This is a genomic window from Streptococcus sp. 27098_8_51, assembly GCF_041432205.1.
Lineage (GTDB): Bacteria > Bacillota > Bacilli > Lactobacillales > Streptococcaceae > Streptococcus.
Map to the genome: position 1 here is coordinate 128,858 of NZ_JAPVZE010000003.1, position 22,111 is coordinate 150,968.

Consider the following 22,111-nt stretch of genomic DNA (forward strand, 5'->3'; position numbering starts at 1 on the left):
AAAAGTAGTAACTTTACATTTTTGAATAAATTTGATAAAATATAGTTATGTTATAAAAAGTGACATAAAGGAGCGAATGATGATCAAACTGAAAAAAAGACTAATCGGGACAGGTCTCGTCTTAGCGACAGGGATTTTGCTCTCTGCATGTGGACAGTCCAACACAGATACTAGCACTTATTCATCAACATTTAGTGCGAATCCAACAACTTTTAACTATCTCCTAGATTATTATGCAGATAACACTGCCGTTATTACCAATCTTGTAGATGGTTTGTTAGAAAATGACAGCTATGGGAACCTCGTACCTGCTCTTGCGGAGGATTGGTCTGTTTCAGCAGATGGTTTGACTTATACCTACAAGCTTAGAAAAGATGCCAAGTGGTATACAGCTGACGGTGAGGAATATGCTTCAGTCAAAGCTCAGGATTTTGTCACTGGGATCAAATATGCCGCGGACAACAAGGGGCAAGCCATGGATCTGATCCAAAATTCAATCAAGGGATTGAATGACTATGTGACGGGTGTGACCAATGACTTTTCAACTGTCGGTGTCAAAGCCTTGGATGATTACACAGTCGAGTACACTTTGACTCGACCAGAACCGTATTGGAATTCAAAGACAACCAATAGTATTCTTTTCCCAGTCAACGAAGAGTTCTTGAAATCAAAGGATAAAGATTTTGGTACCTTGACACCAGACAGCATCCTTTATAACGGTCCCTATCTGTTAAAAGATTTCACATCAAAATCTTCGATCGAATATGTGAAGAATCCACACTATTATGATCATGATAAAGTAACCATTGAAAAAGTTAAGTTAGCTTACTTTGATGGGTCAGATCAGGAGATGACCATTCGAAACTTTGAAAGTGGTGCTTACTCGATTGCAGGAGTCTATCCAAATAGTTCGAACTATGCTAAGACAAAAGAAAAATACCAAGACAATATCGTCTATAGCTTACAAGATAAGACATCTTGGTACTTTAACTTTAACGTCAACCGCAAAACCTATAATCATACCGCTAAAACAACGGACGAACAAAAGAAATCAGCTCAAACAGCTATCTTAAATAAAAATTTCCGTCAGGCTATCAACTTTGGTATTGATCGAACAGCCTACTCTGCTCAATCTAACGGTGAAGAAGCAGCGAGCAAAACCCTTCGTAATACTCTAGTTCCTCCAATATTTGTCCAGGTGGGAGATAAGACCTTTGGAGAAGTAACAGCTTCTAAGCTTGTGAACTACGGAACTGAGTGGTCAGGTATCAATTTGGCAGATGCTCAAGATGCCTACTTTAACAAGGAAAAGGCCCAAGCAAAATTTGCGGAAGCTAAAAAGGAATTGGAAGCCCAAGGCGTGACTTTCCCAATCCATTTGGATGTCCCTGTTGATCAGACGAATAAAAATGCGGTTTCTGGTATGAACTCGGTTAAACAAACCCTTGAAACAGTACTAGGTTCTGACAATATCGTCATTGATGTTCAACAGCTTTCTACAGATGACTTTGGAAATGTTGCCTTCCTAGCACCAAATCCAGCAGCTCGTGATTACGACCTAAACTTTGATGGTTGGGTTGGTGATTACCAGGATCCATCAACTTATCTAGATCCCTTCAATGCTGAAACTGGTTTCTATCTCAAAATTTTTGGTCTTGATGCCAAGGAAGACCAAGAGCTCATTAAGAGTTTGGGGCTCGATACCTATACACAACTCCTGAAAGAAGCAGATGCAGAGAACAAAGATGTCGCTAAGCGTTATGAAAAATACGCTGAAGCTCAAGCTTGGATGATTGACAATTCTCTGGTCATGTCTGCTATGTCAAATGGCGGTACAGCCTCTGTAACTAAAGTAACTCCGTTTACACGTGCCTACTCCCTAGTAGGTATCAAGGGTGACGGAAATAATTATAAGTACATGAGATTACAAAAAGATCCTGTTACCAAGAAACAATTTGACGAAGCCAAGGCTAAGTGGGAAGAAGAAAGTAAAAAAGCTGTCGAAAAGAGTCAAAAAGAGTTTGAAAACCACGTAAAATAAGATTACAGACAAGGTTGCCCCTGAGCGCCTTGTCTTTTTGTGCAGAATGGCATTCGGAACTTTGCTTATATTTCAGAGCAACTTAAGAGAACAAAAGCGAATGAAAACGCTGAAAATAGCAAGGATGGATGGAATTTCCATCATGATTGTGATATAATATTTATAACTATTAACGTGTATAGGGGATTATCATGAGTAGACGTTCAAAGAGAGCTCGTTCTGGCAACATGAAACGAAATATTAACATAGTCTTATTAACCATTTATCTACTGTTGGGTGGTTTTTTGCTGTTCTTGATTTTTAGACACAACATTTTAGCCTTTAAATACTTGAATATTATTTCTGCAGTTCTCATTTTATTAGCTGCTTTAGTAGGACTACTGCTGATTGTTTATAAAAAAGCTGAGAAGTTTACGGTCTTCTTTTTGACGCTTGCCATCTTAGTTAGTTCAGTTTCTCTCTATGCTTTGCAACAGTTTGTCGGTTTTACCAATCATATCAATTCGACGTCAAATTACTCAGAGTATTCAATCAGTGTGGTCGTTTTGAAAGATAGTGAGATCAATAATGTGACTCAACTGGATACGGTTACGGGGCCAACAGAGACAGACAATGACAATATTCAAAAGTTGTTAGCAGATATTAAGACCAGCCAGAGTAAGGACTTGACAGTTGAGAAAGCGACTTCTTACCTAGCAGCTTATAAGAGTCTGCTTTCTGGTGAAACGAAAGCAATTGTCTTAAATAGTGTCTTTGAAAATATCATTGAAGCAGAGTATCCAGATTATGCTTCAAAAATCAAAAAAATCTATACAAAACAATTAACTAAGGATGTTGCGGCACCAAAGGTATCGAAGAATAAAGCTTTCAATATTTATGTGAGTGGTATTGATACCTATGGTCCGATTAGTTCCGTTTCGCGTTCAGATGTGAATATTCTAATGACTGTGAACCGAGATACCAAGAAAATCCTTCTGACTACAACGCCTCGAGATTCCTATGTTCCGATTGCGGATGGGGGGAATAATCAAAAGGATAAATTGACCCACGCTGGTATTTATGGAGTGGACTCGTCGATTCATACCTTGGAAAATCTCTATGGAGTGGATATTAACTATTATGTGCGCTTGAACTTCACTTCTTTCTTGAAATTGATTGACCTTCTAGGTGGTGTTGATGTCTATAATGATCAGGATTTCACTTCTTTACATGGCAAGTATCATTTCCCCGTTGGGAATGTCCATCTAGACTCTGAGCAGGCTCTTGGTTTTGTTCGTGAGCGCTACTCTCTAGCAGATGGAGATCGTGACCGTGGTCGAAACCAACAAAAGGTTATTGTAGCTGTTATTCAGAAATTAACTTCAACCGAAGCTTTGAAGAACTATGACAATATCATCCAAGGATTGCAAGATTCTCTTCAGACCAATATGCCTTTGGAAACCATGATGGATCTGGTTAATACTCAATTGGAGAGTGGTGGGAACTACAAAGTCAACTCTCAAGACTTGAAGGGAACTGGACGCACGGATCTTCCTTCATACGCTATGCCTGATAGCAACCTCTACATGATGGAAATTGATGAAAGTAGCTTGGCCGCTGTCAAAGCTGCTATCAATGATGTGATGGAGGGCAAGTAGCATGATAGATATCCATTCGCACATCGTTTTTGATGTGGACGATGGTCCAAAGTCGATAGAGGAAAGTAAAAAACTTCTTAGAGAGGCTTACAGTCAAGGAGTGAGGACAATTGTTTCCACTTCGCATAGACGAAAAGGAATGTTCGAAACTCCTGAAGAAAAAGTCGCAACTAACTTTTTGAAGGTGCGAGAAATAGCTAAGGAAGTTGCGGATGACTTAATCATTGCCTATGGGGCAGAAATCTACTATACGCCAGATGTTGTTGAGAAGTTAGAAAAGAAATTAATCCCAACCCTCAACGATAGCCGCTATGCTTTGATTGAGTTTAGTATGAATACAGCCTATCGGGATATGCATAAGGGATTGAGTGATATTCTAATGCTAGGCATTACACCCGTCATTGCCCACATTGAACGTTACGATGCTTTAGAAAACAATGAAAAGCGCGTGCGAGAGCTGATTGATATGGGATGTTATACCCAGGTTAATAGTTCTCATGTTTTGAAACCAAAACTCTTCGGAGAAACCTATAAATTTATGAAAAAGAGAGCCCAGTATTTCTTGGAACGAGATCTGGTTCACGTGATAGCAAGTGATATGCACAACTTGGATCACAGACCTCCTCATATGGAGGAAGCCTATGATATCATTGCTAAAAAATACAGTGAAGATAAGGCTAAGGAACTTTTTAAGGATAATCCCCGAAAAATAATAATGGATCAATTGATTTAGGAGAAAAAATGAAAGAACAAAATATGATGGAAATCGATGTATTTCACTTGCTTAAAATCCTTTGGAAACGAAAATTTTTAATTGCTTTGGTAGCATTCGTGACAGGGACAGTAGCATTTGCCTACAGTAGTTTTATTGTGAAGCCGGAGTTTACGAGTACGACCCGAATTTATGTGGTCAATCGTAATCAGGGAGATAAGCCTGGCTTGACTAACCAAGACTTGCAAGCAGGATCTTACTTGGTAAAAGACTATCGCGAAATCATTCTCTCGCAAGACGTTTTAGAGAAGGTTGCGACTGATTTGAAACTAGAACTTCCTCCAAAAGGTCTAGCTAGTAAAATCAAGGTAACAGTTCCAGTGGATACGCGTATTGTATCGATTTCTGTTACAGACCGTGCACCTGAGGAAGCTAGCCGTATCGCCAACTCTTTGAGAGAGGTTGCGGCTCAAAAGATCATCAGCGTCACTCGCGTTTCGGATGTGACAACACTTGAAGAAGCACGCCCTGCAACATCGCCATCTTCACCAAATATTCGTCGCAATACCATGGTTGGATTCCTTGCGGGGGCGGTTGTGATGGTTGTCGCAGTTCTCCTAGTTGAGCTCTTAGATACACGAGTGAAACGTCCAGAAGATATTGAGGACGTGATGCAAATTGCACTATTGGGAGTAGTTCCAAATTTGGATAAATTAAAATAGGAGAGAAAAATGCCAACGTTAGAAATTGCACAAAAAAAATTAGATTTGGCAAGAAAAGCAGAAGAATACTACAATGCCCTTCGCACCAATATTCAATTGAGTGGGAATAACTTGAAAGTGATTTCCATTACCTCTGTCAAACCAGGAGAAGGAAAATCAACAACTTCTACCAATATTGCTTGGGCTTTCGCGCGTGCGGGCTATAAGACACTGTTGATTGATGCGGATATCCGTAATTCAGTCATGTCAGGTGTCTTTAAATCACGGGAAAAGATTACAGGCCTAACAGAGTTCTTGTCAGGCACAACAGACCTATCACAAGGTTTATGTGAAACCAATGTTGAAAATTTGTTTGTCATTCAAGCGGGTTCTGTATCACCAAACCCAACAGCTTTGTTGCAAAGTGAAAATTTTGCGACCATGATTGACACCTTACGCAAGTACTTTGACTACATCGTTGTAGATACTGCTCCGATTGGAGTTGTTATCGATGCGGCGATTATCACGCAGCAGTGTGACGCTTCTGTTTTAGTAACTGCGGCTGGTGAAACAAATCGTCGTGATGTCCAAAAAGCTAAAGAACAACTCGAACAAACAAGCAAACCATTCTTAGGAATTGTGCTTAATAAACTCAATACTTCAGTTGAGAAGTATGGATCATATGGGGCTTATGGCTCCTATGGAAAAAAGTAAGAGTTAGCTTAGGGAATAGATTATGGAAGAAAAGGGATTGAAGATTACTTTGGCGGCAATCCAGAGTTTTCTTGTCATTTTATTAGCTTATTTACTTAGTTTTGTTAAGGAAACAGAGATTGTAAATACTTCGGTTATTATCTTGTTCATTCTTCATTTTTTTGTGTTTTATATCAGTGATTATGGGCATGATTTTTTTAAAAGGGGTTATTTAGCAGAGTTTATCAACACGACAAAGTATATCGTGTTCTTTGCTTTAGCTATCAGTATTTCGAATTTTTTCTTAGAAGATCGTTTTAGTATCTCTAGACGAGGAATGATTTATTTTTTGACAATACACTCTATTCTGTTGTATTTGTTGAATCTATGCATTAAACGCTATAGAAAAAGCATCTTTCCAAATCTCAAGGGGAGTAAGAAGATATTCTTGATAACAGCTACCTCTAGGGTTGAAAAAGTCATCGATAGGCTGATAGAGTCGGGAGAAATTTTTTGGAATTTGGTGGCGGTCAGTGTTTTAGACCAGCCTGATTTCCAGCATCAAACCTTAACCGTTGTACCTGCTGAGAACATCTTAGACTTTGCTACTCATGAAGTTGTCGATGAGGTTTTTATCAATCTACCAAGTGAAGAGTATGACATCGGGGAGTTTATCTCACTTTTTGAGACAATGGGAATTGACGTGACAGTTAACCTGAATGCTTTTAATAACTATCTAGGTAGTGATAAAAAGATTCGTGGGATGGCAGGGCTGAATGTTATCACGTTTTCTACAAAATTTTATAAGACGAGTCATGTCATTGCTAAACGTTTCATTGATATTGTCGGTTCTATTGTCGGATTGATTATTTGTGGTTTGGTGAGCATTGTTTTGGTTCCAATGATTCGACAAGATGGTGGGCCAGCGATTTTTTCTCAAACGCGTATTGGAAAAAATGGTCGACATTTCACTTTCTATAAATTTAGATCCATGTGTGTGAATGCTGAAATGCGCAAACAAGAACTTTTAGCTCAAAATACCATGCAAGGTGGTATGTTTAAGGTTGATGATGATCCTCGTATCACTCCCATTGGTCGCTTTATTCGTAAGACCAGCCTAGATGAGTTGCCACAGTTTTGGAATGTTTTAATGGGAGATATGAGTCTAGTAGGGACCCGTCCCCCAACAGTTGATGAGTATGAGAAATATACTCCTGAACAGAAACGTCGATTGAGTTTTAAACCTGGGATAACAGGCTTGTGGCAAGTCAGCGGGCGAAGTGAGATCAAGGATTTCAATGAAGTTGTCAAATTAGATGTGGCCTATATTGATGATTGGACTATTTGGAAAGATATTGAAATATTGTTAAAGACCGTTAAAGTTGTATTTATGAGAGATGGGGCGAAGTAATTTCTGCCCTTCAGTCCTGTTAGGAGAGAAATGAAACAGTCAGTTTATATTATTGGTTCAAAGGGGATTCCTGCTAAGTATGGAGGATTTGAAACCTTTGTTGAAAAATTAACCGAATATCAAAAAGACAGCAACATACAATACTATGTTGCTTGTATGCGTGAAAATTCTGCTAAGTCTGGCATTACGGAAGACCAGTTTGAGCACAATGGAGCCATTTGCTTCAACATCGATGTACCCAATATCGGCCCGGCCCGCGCCATCGCTTACGATATTGCAGCGGTCAACAAGGCTATTGAATTGGCTAAGGAAAACAAGGACGAGGCTCCCATTTTTTACATTCTAGCTTGTCGCATCGGTCCTTTTATTTCTGGACTTAAGAAAAAAATTCGTGCGATTGGTGGCTCTTTGCTGGTGAATCCTGATGGTCATGAATGGTTGCGAGCAAAATGGAGCCTTCCAGTTCGTAAGTACTGGAAATTTTCAGAGCAGCTCATGGTCAAACATGCAGATTTACTGGTCTGTGACAGTAAAAACATTGAAAAATATATCCAAGAGGATTATAAGCAGTACCAACCAAAGACCACCTATATTGCCTATGGGACAGATACAGCTCCTTCAATCCTGAAAGCAGAAGATGCCAAAGTTCGAGATTGGTATAAGGAAAAAGAAGTTAGCGAAAATGGCTATTATCTAGTAGTGGGACGATTTGTTCCTGAAAATAACTACGAAGCCATGATTCGTGAATTTATCAAGTCCAAGTCCAAAAAGGACTTTGTTCTCATCACAAATGTGGAGCAGAATAAATTTTACGACCAGTTGTTACGGGATACTGGTTTTGACAAAGATCCTAGGGTCAAATTTGTCGGTACTGTCTATGACCAAGAGTTGCTCAAGTACATCCGTGAAAATGCCTTTGCCTATTTACATGGGCATGAGGTTGGAGGAACCAACCCTTCTCTACTGGAAGCTTTAGCATCCACAAAACTAAATTTGTTGCTAGATGTTGGTTTTAACCGTGAGGTTGGTGAAGACGGGGCCATTTATTGGAAAAAAGATGAGTTGGCAGGCGTCATTGAGGAAGTAGAGGGATTTGATCAGGTAGTGATAGCTGACTTGGATTTCAAGTCAAGCCAAAGAATTATCACAGCTTTCACATGGGAAAAGATTGTGTCAGATTATGAAGAAGTGTTTAAAGGATAGGGAATGAAACGGATTTTATACTTGCATGCTGGTGCAGAAATGTATGGAGCAGATAAGGTTTTATTGGAATTGATAAAAGGATTGGATTCCAAAGAATTTGAAGCTCACGTCATCTTGCCAAATGACGGTGTTTTAGTCGAGGCTTTGCGCCAAGTTGGAGCTAAGGTCAGCGTGTTGGATTATCCGATTTTACGTAGAAAATACTTTAATCCTAAAGGCATTGCCGACTATATTCGCTCTTATAATTTCTATGCTAAGCAAATCGCCCTCTATGCTCGAGAACACAGTATAGATATGGTTCACAATAATACAGCGGCTGTTTTGGAGGGCATCTATTTGAAACGCAAGCTCAAGCTGCCTTTGATTTGGCATGTTCATGAGATTATCGTCAAACCCAAAGCTATTTCTGACTTTATCAATATGCTCATGGGACGATATGCAGACAAGATTGTGACGGTGTCCCAAGCGGTCGCTAATCATATCAAGCAGTCTCCCTTTATCAAAGATAGCCAAGTGGAAGTGATTTATAACGGTGTCGATAATGCTGTCTATTATCCAATGGATGCGTCTTCTATTCGTGAAAAATTTGACATTGCGCAAGATGCACTTGTGATTGGCATGATTGGTCGGGTCAATGCTATTAAAGGACAAAATGATTTCATAGAAGCAGTCGAGCCACTTTTGGAAAAGAATGAGCAAGCGGTGGCTTTCCTGGCTGGAGGTGTTTTTCCTGGTGAAGAATGGCGCTTAGATGAACTAGATAAGAGAATAGCTTCTTCATCTGTTGTGTCACAAATTCATCGTATTGATTACTACGATAAGACTTCTGAACTTTATAATATGTTTGATATCTTTGTCTTACCAAGTATAAAACCTGATTCCCTACCTACAGTAGTCCTAGAAGCCATGGCTTGTTCAAAACCAGTTGTTGGTTATAACAATGGGGGAATAGCTGAAATGGTAGTAGATGACAAAAGTGGTTGCTTAGTCAAACCAAATCGTCCTCAAGAACTTTCTAATGCCATTTCTCTCTTACTAGATAGTTCTGAAAAAAGAGAAAAATTTGGGCGAGTAGGATATCAGAGACAAAAAGAGCTGTTTTCTTTGGAGAGTTACATCAAGAACTTCTCGGAGTTGTATAAAACAGATAGAAAAGATTAGTTATGAATAAAATAGATTTTGTTGTGACTTGGGTTGATGGGAATGATCCTGTGTGGCAAGAAAAAAAATCAAGCTATGATGGCTCGGTTAATACTTCTAAACAGAGTATGAATTCAGTCAAGGCTTACCGAGAATGGGGGACCTTTAAATATTGGTTTAGAGGAGTTGAAAAATTTGCTCCTTGGGTCAATAAGGTCTACCTCGTGACCGACCAGCAAAAGCCAAGCTGGTTAGATATAAATAGTGAAAAATTGGTGTTGGTAGATCATACAGAGATTATCTGTAATGACTACCTACCAGTTTTTTCTGCCAATCCTATTGAAAGTAACATCCATCGAATCCCTGGTCTCTCAGAGCATTTTGTTTTTTTTAATGACGATATGTATTTGACAGCTCCAGTCGAGCCGACAGATTTTTTCTCAGAGGATGGTTTACCTAAATATAATACGGCTCTTTCACCGATTATTCCTGAGCGATATGGAACGGGGAATTTTCAGATAAATGACATGGAGATTGTCACTAGCTATTTCAGTCGAAATGAAATTTTGAAGAATGGCCAATTCTTTGATCCAAAGCAGGGATTAAAAAGTATCGTTAAGTCACTACTATACAGAAATAGTCAGTTTATCTGTGGTTTCTGGGAGAGTCATCTGCCCTATCCTCTACTAAGATCAACGATGAACTTGGTATGGGAAAAGGAAAAAGCTGTCTTGGAAAGAACCTCGGCTAGTCGCTTTAGAAATCCTTCTGATACCAATGTTTGGCTCTTTAAGTATTGGCAGATTGCCAGTGGTAAATACGCTATCGGAAATCCTAAGTTGGGAGGACTCTTTTCTTTGGATAATGCCGGACCAGATTTTTGGAAGATACTAAATTCTGGCAAATACCAAATTATGTGTATCAATGATGGATTTAACATTCAAGACGAGGAGCAGGTGATGACAGACTTTATCAAGGCTATGGATCAACTGCTTCCAGATAGAAGTTCATTTGAGATTTAAACTGTAAAACTAAGTAAGAGAAAGAAAAGAAAATATGATTTCGGTAATTGTGCCTGTTTATAATGTGGAGGACTACCTTCATTATGCCATGGAGAGTTTGAAACATCAGACTTACAAGGATATGGAAGTCCTCCTGATTGATGACGGCTCGAGTGATGGCTCAGGACACTTGTGTGACCAGTATGCCCAGCAATATGATTGGGTGACTAGCTACCATAAGGTCAACGGTGGCTTGTCTGATGCTCGGAACTATGGGGTCTTGAGAGCCAAGGGCGACTGGATTACTTTCCTAGATCCAGACGACTATCTGGAACCCTGCGCCTTGGAACTGCTAGCAGAGCTACAAAGTCGTACCCAAGCAGATATGGTGAGTGGCAAAGTAGAGCCAACAGCTCACTATCATCGTTTTCAAAATTTTCACTTGGATCAGCTTGATTTAGACCAAGTTAAGGTCTATGACAAGGCAAAGGCTCTGACTGAGATGCTTTATGGAGACCTTGTAACGGTCTCTGCTTGTGGGAAACTCTATCGGAAAGAACTTCTTGAGAAAGCTCCCTTCCCCAAGGGGCGCATCTACGAAGACCTCTATGTTATCAGTGAGCATCTCAACCAAGCCCAATCCGTGGCCTTGTACCATCTTCCGATTTACCATTATTACCATAGACCTGGTAGCATTACTGCCTCGGCTTTCACGCCAAAACAATACGAGTTTTACGAAGCAATTGATCATTTAAAAGAGGTTGTGAATGCAACCTATCCTGAGAGTTCAGAACTCCAAGAAGCCATCATTTCACGCTTCTTTACAGGAAGTCTTCTTATCTTTACGATGATTAAGGATGGGGATTCGGTAGAATTCAAGAGACTTCAGGAGAAAACCAGGCCTTATTTGCCTCTTGTCTTGAAGAATGCTAGAGTTAGCAAGAAACGTAGGATCCTCTATGTTTTAGTTACTAAGTATCCGCGACTCTATTATCAATTTAAAAAGTTAAAAAAATCCTAAGTAAGAGTTAGGGATGAAAGAAGAAAAGGAAAAAGAAAATGTTAAAGTTAGAACGTGATAAATTGCTAATTGCAGCAGTTTTAATAGTGGTTGTCTCCATAGATATGATCAATACGTCTATGTTAGCTCCTGTTTTACCTAATATTCCTAATGTAGTTCCTTTTTTTGCGGTCCTGTTACTTGCTATGCGATTTGCTTATATTCATCACTACTCTATAAGCTATCTCATCTTTGCACCAATTCTTCTTTTTGCTGGGGGCATGGTTTACTATAAGACTGGGAACCTTAATGCATTGATGTATATGTTTCTGCTTGTCTTTCTTTACAAGGCTGAGATGGAAAGTGTACTTAAAATATACTCTGTTGTAGCCTTGTTTTTTATTGTATTGATAGTGTTCTTGGCTGTGATTGGTGCTATTCCAAACTTGCAATTTGTCCAATCACGATCTGCGGGAGTCGTTGTTCGAAATTCATTTGGCTTTATTTATCCAACTGATTTTGCTTCTCACTGTTTTTATCTATATACAGCTATATCGTATATCTTTAGAAAGAAATTCATTGTTTTACGGACTGCCTTAGGATTTGGTCTGGCTTATTTCATTATTCGATATTGCGATGCGAGGCTTAATGCCGCTTCTATTACTGTAATGGCGCTCATTTTTCTGTACTTTTATTTCCGAAATGATAAACAGCGACGGCTTTTTGCTTTACTTCCTTTATCGGCTGGTATAGCGTCTTCAGTAATGATTTATCTCTCTTCTAAATTTACCTGGTCTCATCCAATGTATGTGGCTCTAAACAATTTTTTTAGTATGAGATTACACCTAGGACATGAGGCACTAAAAAAATATGCAGTGCAGTGGTTTGGGATTCGGGGCATATCATTTGTCGGTTATGGGGGGCGTACAGAATCCGTTTTGAGCTACGACTATGTAGACTCTTCCTACGTTCAGATGCTCTTTACCTATGGGATGATTCCAGTTCTCTTATTGGTCGTGTTATACATAGTTAGGTCTTGGTCACTTTATCGCAAAAAGAATTATTTGCTATTGACGGCCTTATCCTTAATAGCAGTCAACTGTATGTTTGAGGCCTTCTGGGTTCGCCCGTCTTATAATATTTTTATGTTTACTCTATTTGCAACCTTGCCAGTTATTGAATTTGAATCGAAGAAATCTACAACGAGGAACTCCTTGTGAAAGTATTAAAAAATTATTTATATAATCTTTCTTATCAGCTGTTAGTAATCGTTTTACCAGTCATTACTACACCCTATATTACTCGGGTTTTCTCATCCAATGACTTAGGTTCCTATGGGTACTACAACTCAATAGTAACTTACTTTATACTCTTAGCGACACTTGGGGTGGCCAATTATGGGACAAAGGAAATTTCCGGCCATCGTAAGGAAGTCGAAAAGACCTTCTGGGGTATTTACAGTTTACAAGTCCTTTCAACCTGTTTAGCGGTTACGCTTTATATAGTTGTCTGCTTGCTTGTGCCGTCGATGAACAATCCAATTGCTTATATACTTGGCTTTAGTTTGCTGTCTCGTGGTTTTGATATTTCTTGGCTTTTTCAAGGGTTAGAAGATTTCAAAAAAATCACAGCTCGTAACACAATGGTCAAACTTTTAGGGGTTGTTTCGATATTCCTATTTGTTAAGAAACCATCCGACTTGTACTTGTATATCATCCTCTTGGTTGCCTATGATCTACTAGGGCAGTTGAGTATGTGGCTTCCTGCTCGGGAGCACATTCGCAAGCCGCATTTGGATATAGCCTATGCCAAAGAGCATATTAAACCAGTCATTCTCTTGTTTCTGCCACAGATTGCCATTTCACTCTACATCACGCTAGATCGCACCATGTTGGGTGCCTTGTCTTCGACCAAGGATGTCGGGATCTATGATCAAGCCTTGAAATTATTGAATATTTTGTTGACTTTGGTAACGTCGCTTGGTAGTGTTATGTTGCCTCGGGTCTCCAATCTCCTCTCATCAGGCAATCAAAAGGCGGTTAACAAGTTACATGAAATGTCTTTCTTAGTGTATAACTTAGTTATCTTCCCGATGATTGCGGGGATTTTAATTGTTAACAAAGATTTTGTCAATTTTTTCCTGGGGCAAGACTTCCAAGATGCTCGCTATGCGATTGCCATCATGGTCTTTAGAATGTTCTTTATTGGCTGGACCAATATCATGGGAATTCAAATCTTGATTCCTCACAATAAGAATCGTGAATTTATGCTATCAACAACTATTCCAGCTGTTTTTAGTGTGGGCTTGAATCTCCTCTTGATCCCGCCTCTGGGCTATATTGGAGCTTCAATTGTATCTGTTGCGACTGAAGGTTTGGTCTGGCTGATCCAACTCTACTTTACACGTTCGTATCTAAAAGAGGTCAAGATCTTTCCATCTATGCTGAAAATACTTCTAGCAGCACTCCTGATGTACGGCGCCTTGTATTCTGTACAAGCTTTCATGCACTTCTCGTCTGTTGTGAATGTCTTGATCTATTCTCTGCTTGGCTTCCTAGTCTACGGTGGCTTGGTTTTGGTCTTACGTGTCTTGGATTTTCAAGAACTAAAAAGTGTTTTAAAGAAATAAGGAGATTTTATGTACGATTATTTGATTGTCGGTGCTGGCTTGTCAGGTGCAATCTTTGCCTACGAAGCTAACAAACGTGGCAAGAAGGTGAAGGTGATTGATAAACGAGAACATATTGGTGGGAATATCTATTGCCAATCTGTTGAAGGAATCAATGTCCACAAGTATGGGGCTCATATCTTCCATACATCTAATAAAAAGGTATGGGAATATGTCAATCAGTTTGCGGAGTTTAACAATTATATCAATTCTCCTATTGCCAACTATCAAGGACATCTTTACAATCTGCCTTTCAATATGAACACTTTCTATGCTTTGTGGGGGACAAAGACACCCCAAGAAGTCAAGGACAAGATTGCTGAGCAGACGACACACATGCAAGATGTTGAGCCAAAAAACTTAGAGGAACAAGCCATTAAGTTGATTGGTACGGATGTCTATGAAAAGCTAATCAAGGGTTACACCGAAAAGCAATGGGGGCGTTCTGCTACTGAACTACCACCCTTTATCATCAAGCGTTTACCAGTTCGATTGACTTATGACAATAATTATTTCAACGACCGTTACCAAGGGATTCCAATTGGTGGTTACAATGTCATCATCGAAAAGTTGTTGGAAGGAATCGAAGTAGAGCTTAATACAGATTTCTTTGCAGATCGGGAGAACTTGGAGGCTTCAGCAACTAAGATTGTCTTCACAGGGATGATTGATCAGTTCTTTGACTATAAGTTTGGTGAACTTGAGTATCGCAGTCTCCGTTTTGAGCATGAGGTTCTGGACCAAGAAAATTATCAAGGAAATGCTGTAGTCAACTATACTGAACGTGATATTCCTTATACGCGTATCATCGAACACAAACATTTTGAGTTTGGGACTCAGGACAAGACGGTTATTACTCGAGAATATCCAGCAGATTGGAAAAGAGGAGATGAACCTTACTATCCAATCAATGATGCCAAAAACAATGCTATTTATGAGCAGTACCTAGCAGAAGCTGAGAAAAATAGCCACGTTATCTTCTGTGGTCGCTTGGCAGATTATAAATACTATGATATGCATGTGACTGTTGAACGTGCATTGGATGTGGTAGAAGAAGAACTAGGGAGCATCTAAGAATATCACAGATAAAGGGGAGAAAAGGTGAAATATTATCTGAAAGATTCATTTCTGCATAATGCACACGAAAAGAATGCAGGGAGTAAGGCGCGAAATGATGTAGAATCTATTCTAATCTCAGAGGGTTATGAGGGGTTGGAGCTCAAGGTTGAGAATTGGTATAAGATGAATTTCTTTAAAGCTCAACAACACAAATATCGTGCGACCAAGTCTGTGTTTGATCAGTTGGGAGCCGGAGATGAATTGGTGATTCAGTTCCCTATTATCCACCATACATTTTTCATCTCACAACTCATTAAGCAGGCGCAAAAGAGAGGAGCAAAATTCTATCTTTTGATCCATGATATTGAAACCTTGCGTCATGCAGCAGGTTCGGAAGTGAAATTCCGTCATAAAGTGCGCAATTACTTCCAAGAAAAGAAAGCTTTGATGTCAGTGGATGGCATTATCGTTCATAACGATATCATGAAGAAAGTTCTGGTAGGTCAAGGAGTGCCAGCAGATAAAATGGTTAGCTTGGAAATTTTTGACTATCTGATTCCAAACTTTGCTGAAAAACCAAATCTCCAAAAAGACCAGCCTATTATCGTAGCTGGAAATTTGAACCCTGCAAAGTCAGGTTATCTTTATAACTTGCCAGACCAGCCCGCCTATAACTTGTATGGGGTGGGCTACGATGAAAGTCGTGCATTGAAAAACACTAGCTACTTTGGTTCCTTTATGCCAGATGACCTCCCAGCTGCTCTTGAAGGTAGTTTTGGTTTGGTCTGGGACGGAGACAGCTCAGAAACCTGCCAAGGTTCTTACGGGAACTACCTACGTTTTAACAACTCGCACAAGGCCTCTCTCTACTTAGCTTCAGGTTTTCCCCTAATAGTCTGGAAAGAGTCGGCTCTCGCACATTTTGTTCTGGATAAACAGTGTGGTCTAGCAGTTGATTCTCTACACGACCTCCAAAAAGTACTAGATGATTTGACACTTCAAGACTACAAGGAACTTTCAGAACAAGCTAGGAAAGTTGGAGCCGCTCTTCGAGATGGAGCCTATTTAAAAGCTGCCTTATCCAAATTGAAGTAAATTCCTTAGGGAATTTGGGATAAAATGAAATATAATATAGGATAGGTAATTAGCCAGAAAGGAAGCCTATTATGAAAGGTATTATTCTTGCGGGTGGTTCAGGTACCCGACTGTACCCACTTACTCGGGCCGCGTCAAAACAGCTGATGCCAGTTTATGATAAACCCATGATTTATTATCCTTTGTCAACCTTGATGTTGGCTGGGATTAAGGACATTTTGATCATCTCAACACCACAGGATTTGCCCCGTTTTAAGGATCTGCTCTTGGATGGTTCCGAATTTGGGATCAAGCTTTCCTATGCGGAACAGCCTAGTCCCGACGGACTTGCTCAGGCTTTTCTAATTGGTGAAGAATTTATCGGCGACGATAGTGTTGCTTTGATCTTGGGCGATAATATCTATCATGGGCCTGGTTTGAGCAAAATGCTTCAAAAGGCAGCCAAGAAAGAGAAGGGTGCGACTGTTTTTGGCTACCAAGTGAAGGATCCAGAGCGTTTTGGTGTGGTCGAGTTTGATACAGACATGAATGCCATTTCCATTGAAGAAAAACCGGAGAATCCTCGCTCTAACTATGCAGTGACAGGTCTTTATTTCTATGACAATGACGTTGTGGAGATTGCCAAACAGATCAAACCGAGTGCTCGTGGAGAGTTGGAAATCACAGATGTTAACAATGCTTATTTGAAGCGTGGGGATTTGTCAGTTGAAGTTATGGGACGTGGTTTTGCCTGGCTGGATACAGGGACGCATGAGAGCCTGTTAGAGGCCTCCCAATATATCGAAACGGTTCAAAGGATGCAAAATGTTCAGGTTGCCAATCTGGAAGAAATTGCCTACCGAATGGGTTATATCAGCCGCGAAGATGTGCTGAAGTTGGCGCAACCTCTCAAGAAGAATGAATACGGGCAATACTTGCTTCGTTTGATTGGAGAAATCTAGATGACAGATAATTTTTTCGGCAAAACACTTGCAGTGCACAAGATTGATGCCATTCCAGGTTTGTTAGAGTTTGACATTCCGGTTCATGGTGACAATCGTGGCTGGTTTAAGGAAAATTTTCAGAAAGAAAAGATGCTACCGCTTGGTTTTCCTGAAAGCTTCTTTGCTGAAGGAAAACTGCAAAACAATGTCAGCTTTTCTCACAAAAATGTTCTCCGAGGCCTCCATGCTGAACCTTGGGACAAGTATATCTCAGTAGCAGATGGTGGCAAGGTTTTGGGTTCTTGGGTTGACCTACGTGAAGGTGAGACTTTTGGAAATGTTTATCAGACCGAGATTGATGCAAGTAAGGGAATCTTTGTCCCTCGCGGCGTAGCCAATGGTTTCCAAGTCCTATCGGATACAGTTTCTTATAGCTATCTGGTCAATGACTACTGGGCACTTGAACTCAAGCCTAAATATGCTTTTGTCAACTATGCAGACCCAGCTTTGGGCATCCAGTGGGAAAACCTAGCAGAAGCAGAAGTTTCGGAAGCAGATAAACATCATCCACTGCTTAAGGATGTCAAACCACTAAGAAAAGAAGATTTGTAAAAAAATTAGGGAATAAAAATGACTGAATACAAAAATATCATCGTGACAGGTGGGGCTGGTTTTATCGGTTCTAACTTTGTTCATTATGTCTATAACAACTTCCCAGATGTCCATGTGACAGTGCTGGACAAGCTGACTTATGCGGGTAATCGTGCCAATATTGAAGCAATTTTAGGTGATCGTGTTGAGTTGGTTGTTGGAGATATTGCAGATGCAACCTTGGTCGATAAGCTAGCTGCTCAAGCAGATGCCATTGTTCACTATGCGGCAGAAAGCCATAATGACAACTCGCTCAATGATCCGAGTCCATTTATCCACACCAATTTCATTGGGACTTACACTCTTTTGGAAGCAGCTCGTAAATACGACCTTCGTTTCCACCATGTGTCAACTGACGAAGTCTATGGTGACCTACCTCTGCGAGAAGATTTGCCAGGTCATGGAGAAGGTCCAGGTGAGAAATTTACGGCTGAAACCAAGTACAATCCCAGCTCGCCTTACTCATCAACTAAAGCAGCTTCAGATCTGATTGTCAAAGCTTGGGTGCGCTCATTTGGTGTCAAAGCGACTATTTCCAACTGTTCAAACAACTATGGTCCTTACCAGCATATCGAGAAGTTCATTCCGCGCCAAATCACCAATATCTTGAGTGGAATCAAGCCAAAACTCTACGGTGAAGGTAAAAACGTCCGTGACTGGATTCATACCAATGACCATTCTTCAGGTGTTTGGACGATTCTGACCAAAGGTCAAATTGGTGAAACTTACTTAATTGGTGCGGATGGTGAAAAGAACAATAAGGAAGTGCTGGAACTCATCCTCAAGGAGATGGGGCAACCAGCTGATGCTTATGATCATGTGACGGACCGAGCTGGTCACGACCTTCGCTATGCTATCGACGCTAGCAAGCTCCGTGATGAACTAGGGTGGAAGCCAGAGTTTACTAATTTTGAAGCAGGTCTCAAAGAGACCATTAAGTGGTACACAGACAACCAAGACTGGTGGAAATCTGAAAAAGAAGCAGTCGAAGCCAACTATGCTAAGACACAACAAGTGATTAACTAATCAGATACTAAAAAGCAAGAGACCTTGAGTTCTCTTGCTTTTTATGTATGTCGTAATCTTTTATTTTCTTACTTCTTGTTTATAAAATTCTTTGAGGGCATCTTGCCAGGTTGGAATGACGAAACCTGTCGCCTTCGCTTTGGCCAAACTCATGGTTGAATTGAGGGGACGTTTGGCCTTTGCAGGAAACTTGCTGGAGTCTACCGGAATCACTTCAACATCACTGTCTTTAAGAATCTCGACAGCGAAGTCATACCAAGTGGTATCTTCAGTGGAGTCATTTGATAAGTGGTAGTAGCCAAATGCTTTTTGATTTTCAGTCAAGTAGGTCATAAACTCAGCCAGGGTACGTGTCCAAGTTGGACGGCCGTGTTGGTCGTTGACAACAGTGAGAGTTTTATGGGTTTTGGCAAGATTTTGCATTGTAAAGACAAAGTTTTTGCCATAATTTCCAAAGACCCAAGCAGTGCGGATGATGTAATACTGTGACGTAAGGGTTTCAACAAGTTCTTCCCCCATTCGCTTGGTACGCCCATATTCTGTCTGCGGATCAGGTAGGTCATCGACTTCCCATTCTTGTCCGACGGGTTTCTTTCCATCAAAGACGTAGTCTGTCGAGATATAGACCAGAGTAGCTCCGTATTTCTCAGAGGCCTTGGCTACATTTTCAGTTCCAGTTACGTTGATGGCAAAATCCAGTTCTTTCCCCTCGTCTTCTGCAGCATCAACAGCAGTGTAGGCTGCACAATGATAGACCAGAGTTGGCTTGACTTCAGCAAATACCTTCTCAACCATTTCAGCATTCGTGATATCCATTTCGGCCACATCAACTGCAACATAGTCTACATTTCGTTCATCTAGTAAATAACGTAGTTCGGTACCGAGTTGACCATTCGCACCTGTAATTAATATCATTGTCTTCTCCTTAACTTTTATTCTATCTAATCATAGCAAAAAAATGATAAAAAATCTGATTTTCGGTCCTTGTTTTGCTGGTTTAAGATATAAAAATATAGTATTAGAGAATCATAATTTTATAATAGAAAACATATTTTTCAGAATTTACCAAATTAATTCAAAAATTCTGAAAACTTTATTGACATGTTTCTGAAAAGGGACTATAATGGGGTGAAAGTTTTAAAGGAGAAAACAATGAAAAGTTCAAAACTACTTGCCCTTGCGGGTGTGACGTTATTGGCAGCTGCGACTCTTGCTGCCTGCTCTGGATCAAGTTCAAATGCTAAAGGCGAGAAAACATTCTCATACATTTACGAAACGGATCCTGATAACCTAAACTATTTGACAACTGGTAAGGCAGCTACAGCGAATATTACGAGCAACGTTATCGATGGCTTGCTTGAAAATGACCGCTATGGTAACTTTGTACCATCTATGGCTGAGAATTGGTCTGTATCTAAGGATGGATTGACTTACACGTATACACTCCGAAAGGATGCAAAATGGTATACATCTGAAGGTGAGGAGTATGCAGAAGTTAAAGCTCAAGACTTTGTAACTGGTCTTAAGTATGCTGCTGATAAGAAATCAGATGGTCTTTACCTGGTTCAGGAATCTATCAAGGGATTGGATGCTTACGTCAAAGGAGAAATTACAGATTTTTCTCAAGTAGGAATCAAAGCTCTTGATGATTATACCGTTCAATACACATTGAACAAGCCAGAAAGTTTCTGGAATTCTAAGACAACAATGGGTGTTCTGGCTCCTGTTAATGAAGAATTTTTGAACTCTAAAGGGGATGACTTTGCTAAAGGTACGGACCCAAGCAGCATTCTCTATAATGGACCATTCTTACTCAAATCAATCGTAGCCAAATCATCAGTCGAGTTCGAAAAGAATCCAAACTATTGGGACAAAGACAATGTCCATCTTGATAAAGTAAAATTATCCTTCTGGGATGGTCAAGATACTAATAAGCCAACTGAAGCTTTCAAAGACGGTAGCTTTACAATGGCTCGCCTCTTCCCAACAAGTGCTAGTTACTCAGAGACTGAAAAAACATTCAAAGACAATATCGTTTATACCCAACAAGATTCTACTACTTATTTAGTAGGCACAAATATCGATCGCCAGTCTTATAAGTACACTTCTAAGACAACAGATGAGGAAAAAGTATCAACCAAGAAGGCACTTTTGAATAAGGACTTCCGTCAAGCTATTGCATTTGGTTTTGACAGAACAGCCTACGCTTCTCAAGTAAATGGTGCAAGCGGGGCTACTAAACTGCTTCGTAACTTATTTGTTCCTCCTACATTTGTACAGGCAGATGGGAAAAACTTTGGGGAATTAGTTAAGGAAAAATTGGTGACCTATGGAGATGAGTGGAGCAACGTAAACTTGGATGATGCCCAAGATGGACTCTACAGTCCTGACAAAGCCAAAGCAGAATTCGCTAAAGCTAAGGCGACCCTTCAAGCGGAAGGTGTGAAATTCCCAATCCACTTGGATATGCCTGTAGATCAAACAAATACAACAAAAGTTCAACGTGTTCAATCTTTTAAACAGTCAGTTGAAGAAAATCTAGGATCAGATAATGTGGTTATCGACATCCAACAGCTCCAAAAAGATGATGTTCAAAACATTACCTACTTCGCTGAAACTGCGGCTGGAGAAGACTGGGATATCTCAGATAACGTGGGTTGGTCTCCAGACTATATCGATCCATCTACTTATCTTGATATTATCAAGCCTTCTGTAGGAGAAAATACGAAAACATATCTAGGATTTGATTCTGGGACAAACAACGCTGCCGCTAAGCAAGTTGGTTTAGAAGATTACGAAAAAATGGTTGTGGAAGCTGGTGAAGAAACCACTGATGTTTCAAAACGTTATGAGAAATATGCTGCTGCCCAAGCTTGGTTGACAGACAGTGCCTTGCTCATTCCAACAACTTCTCAAACTGGTCGTCCAATGTTGTCTAAGATGGTACCATTTACACTTCCATTTGCATACTCTGGTAACAAGGGTATGAGTGAAGCCCTTTTGTACAAATATCTAGAAGTACAAGATAAGGCAGTGACAACAGAAGAATACCAAAAAGCTCAAGAAAAATGGTTGAAAGAAAAAGAAGAGTCAAATAAAAAGGCCCAAGAAGATCTCGCAAACCATGTGAAATAACTTTAAAAAAGTGAA

19 protein-coding genes are annotated in these 22,111 nt (G+C 40.0%); 18 read left to right on the forward strand and 1 reads right to left on the reverse strand.

Translation table 11 applies throughout. The features are described from left to right. Positions 1-79 precede the first annotated feature (79 nt). The 17 genes from O3622_RS03860 to rfbB all read left to right on the forward strand — a co-directional run bounded on the left by O3622_RS03860 (position 80) and on the right by rfbB (position 18,961). Entirely contained in the window at positions 80-2,041 is a 1,962-nt protein-coding gene (locus O3622_RS03860; protein ID WP_065427703.1) for a peptide ABC transporter substrate-binding protein, read from the forward strand. Between the two features lie 191 nt (positions 2,042-2,232). Beyond that, the gene (locus O3622_RS03865; protein ID WP_371607047.1) at positions 2,233-3,678 is read left to right on the forward strand and encodes an LCP family protein; all 1,446 of its coding nucleotides are present in this window, start codon (positions 2,233-2,235) and stop codon (positions 3,676-3,678) included. A 1-nt stretch (position 3,679) separates the two neighbouring features. After that, on the forward strand, positions 3,680-4,411 hold the full coding sequence (gene cps4B, locus O3622_RS03870; protein WP_049489811.1) for a capsular polysaccharide biosynthesis protein Cps4B: 732 nt from the start codon (positions 3,680-3,682) through the stop codon (positions 4,409-4,411). 8 nt (positions 4,412-4,419) lie between these two features. Beyond that, positions 4,420-5,112, forward strand: coding sequence for a capsular polysaccharide biosynthesis protein CpsC (gene cpsC / locus O3622_RS03875; protein ID WP_049489810.1), 693 nt, complete (start codon positions 4,420-4,422; stop codon positions 5,110-5,112). Positions 5,113-5,121: 9 nt separating this feature from the next. Further along, positions 5,122-5,805, forward strand: a complete 684-nt coding sequence (locus tag O3622_RS03880; protein WP_049489809.1) for a tyrosine-protein kinase — start codon at positions 5,122-5,124, stop codon at positions 5,803-5,805. Between the two features lie 22 nt (positions 5,806-5,827). Continuing rightward, positions 5,828-7,195, forward strand: a complete 1,368-nt coding sequence (locus tag O3622_RS03885; RefSeq protein WP_000391463.1) for a sugar transferase — start codon at positions 5,828-5,830, stop codon at positions 7,193-7,195. Positions 7,196-7,225: 30 nt separating this feature from the next. Continuing rightward, positions 7,226-8,398: a beta 1-4 rhamnosyltransferase Cps2T gene (gene cps2T, locus O3622_RS03890; RefSeq protein WP_371607049.1), complete on the forward strand. Its 1,173-nt coding sequence runs from the start codon at positions 7,226-7,228 to the stop codon at positions 8,396-8,398. A 3-nt stretch (positions 8,399-8,401) separates the two neighbouring features. Next, entirely contained in the window at positions 8,402-9,559 is a 1,158-nt protein-coding gene (locus tag O3622_RS03895) for a glycosyltransferase family 4 protein (protein WP_371607051.1), read from the forward strand. A gap of 2 nt (positions 9,560-9,561) precedes the next feature. Further along, positions 9,562-10,560, forward strand: coding sequence for a Stealth CR1 domain-containing protein (locus O3622_RS03900; RefSeq protein WP_001033091.1), 999 nt, complete (start codon positions 9,562-9,564; stop codon positions 10,558-10,560). 34 nt (positions 10,561-10,594) lie between these two features. Further along, positions 10,595-11,560, forward strand: coding sequence for a glycosyltransferase family 2 protein (locus O3622_RS03905; protein WP_049520846.1), 966 nt, complete (start codon positions 10,595-10,597; stop codon positions 11,558-11,560). A gap of 38 nt (positions 11,561-11,598) precedes the next feature. Further along, positions 11,599-12,759, forward strand: coding sequence for a hypothetical protein (locus tag O3622_RS03910; RefSeq protein ID WP_000915512.1), 1,161 nt, complete (start codon positions 11,599-11,601; stop codon positions 12,757-12,759). Then, entirely contained in the window at positions 12,756-14,168 is a 1,413-nt protein-coding gene (locus tag O3622_RS03915) for a flippase (protein WP_371607053.1), read from the forward strand. The genes O3622_RS03910 and O3622_RS03915 overlap by 4 nt, the downstream gene beginning before the upstream one ends. Before the next feature lie 9 nt (positions 14,169-14,177). Beyond that, a complete protein-coding gene (gene glf, locus O3622_RS03920) occupies positions 14,178-15,281 on the forward strand; it encodes a UDP-galactopyranose mutase (protein ID WP_371607054.1) in 1,104 nt (367 codons plus the stop codon). A gap of 27 nt (positions 15,282-15,308) precedes the next feature. After that, positions 15,309-16,361 (forward strand): hypothetical protein, encoded by a 1,053-nt coding sequence (locus O3622_RS03925; RefSeq protein WP_000878651.1) that lies wholly within the window; start codon positions 15,309-15,311, stop codon positions 16,359-16,361. Positions 16,362-16,432: 71 nt separating this feature from the next. Beyond that, positions 16,433-17,302 carry a glucose-1-phosphate thymidylyltransferase RfbA gene (rfbA, locus tag O3622_RS03930; protein WP_000676122.1) on the forward strand — a complete coding sequence of 290 codons (870 nt, stop codon included), beginning with the start codon at positions 16,433-16,435 and terminating at the stop codon, positions 17,300-17,302. Next, the gene (locus O3622_RS03935) at positions 17,303-17,896 is read left to right on the forward strand and encodes a dTDP-4-dehydrorhamnose 3,5-epimerase family protein (RefSeq protein ID WP_371607055.1); all 594 of its coding nucleotides are present in this window, start codon (positions 17,303-17,305) and stop codon (positions 17,894-17,896) included. Between the two features lie 18 nt (positions 17,897-17,914). After that, positions 17,915-18,961: a dTDP-glucose 4,6-dehydratase gene (gene rfbB / locus O3622_RS03940; RefSeq protein ID WP_371607056.1), complete on the forward strand. Its 1,047-nt coding sequence runs from the start codon at positions 17,915-17,917 to the stop codon at positions 18,959-18,961. Between the two features lie 60 nt (positions 18,962-19,021). On the opposite strand, the gene rfbD is transcribed toward rfbB, so the two are convergent. Then, a complete protein-coding gene (gene rfbD / locus O3622_RS03945) occupies positions 19,022-19,876 on the reverse strand; it encodes a dTDP-4-dehydrorhamnose reductase (RefSeq protein WP_049501014.1) in 855 nt (284 codons plus the stop codon). Between the two features lie 237 nt (positions 19,877-20,113). On the opposite strand from rfbD, the gene O3622_RS03950 reads away from it, so the two are divergent. Next, complete coding sequence (locus O3622_RS03950) at positions 20,114-22,096, forward strand: peptide ABC transporter substrate-binding protein (RefSeq protein ID WP_371607058.1); 1,983 nt, start codon at positions 20,114-20,116, stop codon at positions 22,094-22,096. The last annotated feature ends 15 nt before the right edge of the window (positions 22,097-22,111 follow it).

Excerpts from the sequence above, each read along its gene's own strand:
- glf (WP_371607054.1), top strand. The coding sequence starts at position 14,178 with ATGTACGATTATTTGATTGTCGGTGCTGGCTTGTCAGGTGCAATCTTT.
- O3622_RS03905 (WP_049520846.1), top strand. The coding sequence starts at position 10,595 with ATGATTTCGGTAATTGTGCCTGTTTATAATGTGGAGGACTACCTTCAT.
- O3622_RS03860 (WP_065427703.1), top strand. The coding sequence starts at position 80 with ATGATCAAACTGAAAAAAAGACTAATCGGGACAGGTCTCGTCTTAGCG.
- rfbB (WP_371607056.1), top strand. The coding sequence starts at position 17,915 with ATGACTGAATACAAAAATATCATCGTGACAGGTGGGGCTGGTTTTATC.
- cpsC (WP_049489810.1), top strand. The coding sequence starts at position 4,420 with ATGAAAGAACAAAATATGATGGAAATCGATGTATTTCACTTGCTTAAA.
- cps2T (WP_371607049.1), top strand. The coding sequence starts at position 7,226 with ATGAAACAGTCAGTTTATATTATTGGTTCAAAGGGGATTCCTGCTAAG.
- rfbD (WP_049501014.1), bottom strand. The coding sequence starts at position 19,876 with ATGATATTAATTACAGGTGCGAATGGTCAACTCGGTACCGAACTACGT.
- O3622_RS03865 (WP_371607047.1), top strand. The coding sequence starts at position 2,233 with ATGAGTAGACGTTCAAAGAGAGCTCGTTCTGGCAACATGAAACGAAAT.
- O3622_RS03950 (WP_371607058.1), top strand. The coding sequence starts at position 20,114 with ATGAAAAGTTCAAAACTACTTGCCCTTGCGGGTGTGACGTTATTGGCA.
- O3622_RS03935 (WP_371607055.1), top strand. The coding sequence starts at position 17,303 with ATGACAGATAATTTTTTCGGCAAAACACTTGCAGTGCACAAGATTGAT.
- O3622_RS03880 (WP_049489809.1), top strand. The coding sequence starts at position 5,122 with ATGCCAACGTTAGAAATTGCACAAAAAAAATTAGATTTGGCAAGAAAA.
- O3622_RS03900 (WP_001033091.1), top strand. The coding sequence starts at position 9,562 with ATGAATAAAATAGATTTTGTTGTGACTTGGGTTGATGGGAATGATCCT.
- rfbA (WP_000676122.1), top strand. The coding sequence starts at position 16,433 with ATGAAAGGTATTATTCTTGCGGGTGGTTCAGGTACCCGACTGTACCCA.
- cps4B (WP_049489811.1), top strand. The coding sequence starts at position 3,680 with ATGATAGATATCCATTCGCACATCGTTTTTGATGTGGACGATGGTCCA.
- O3622_RS03895 (WP_371607051.1), top strand. The coding sequence starts at position 8,402 with ATGAAACGGATTTTATACTTGCATGCTGGTGCAGAAATGTATGGAGCA.
- O3622_RS03910 (WP_000915512.1), top strand. The coding sequence starts at position 11,599 with ATGTTAAAGTTAGAACGTGATAAATTGCTAATTGCAGCAGTTTTAATA.
- O3622_RS03885 (WP_000391463.1), top strand. The coding sequence starts at position 5,828 with ATGGAAGAAAAGGGATTGAAGATTACTTTGGCGGCAATCCAGAGTTTT.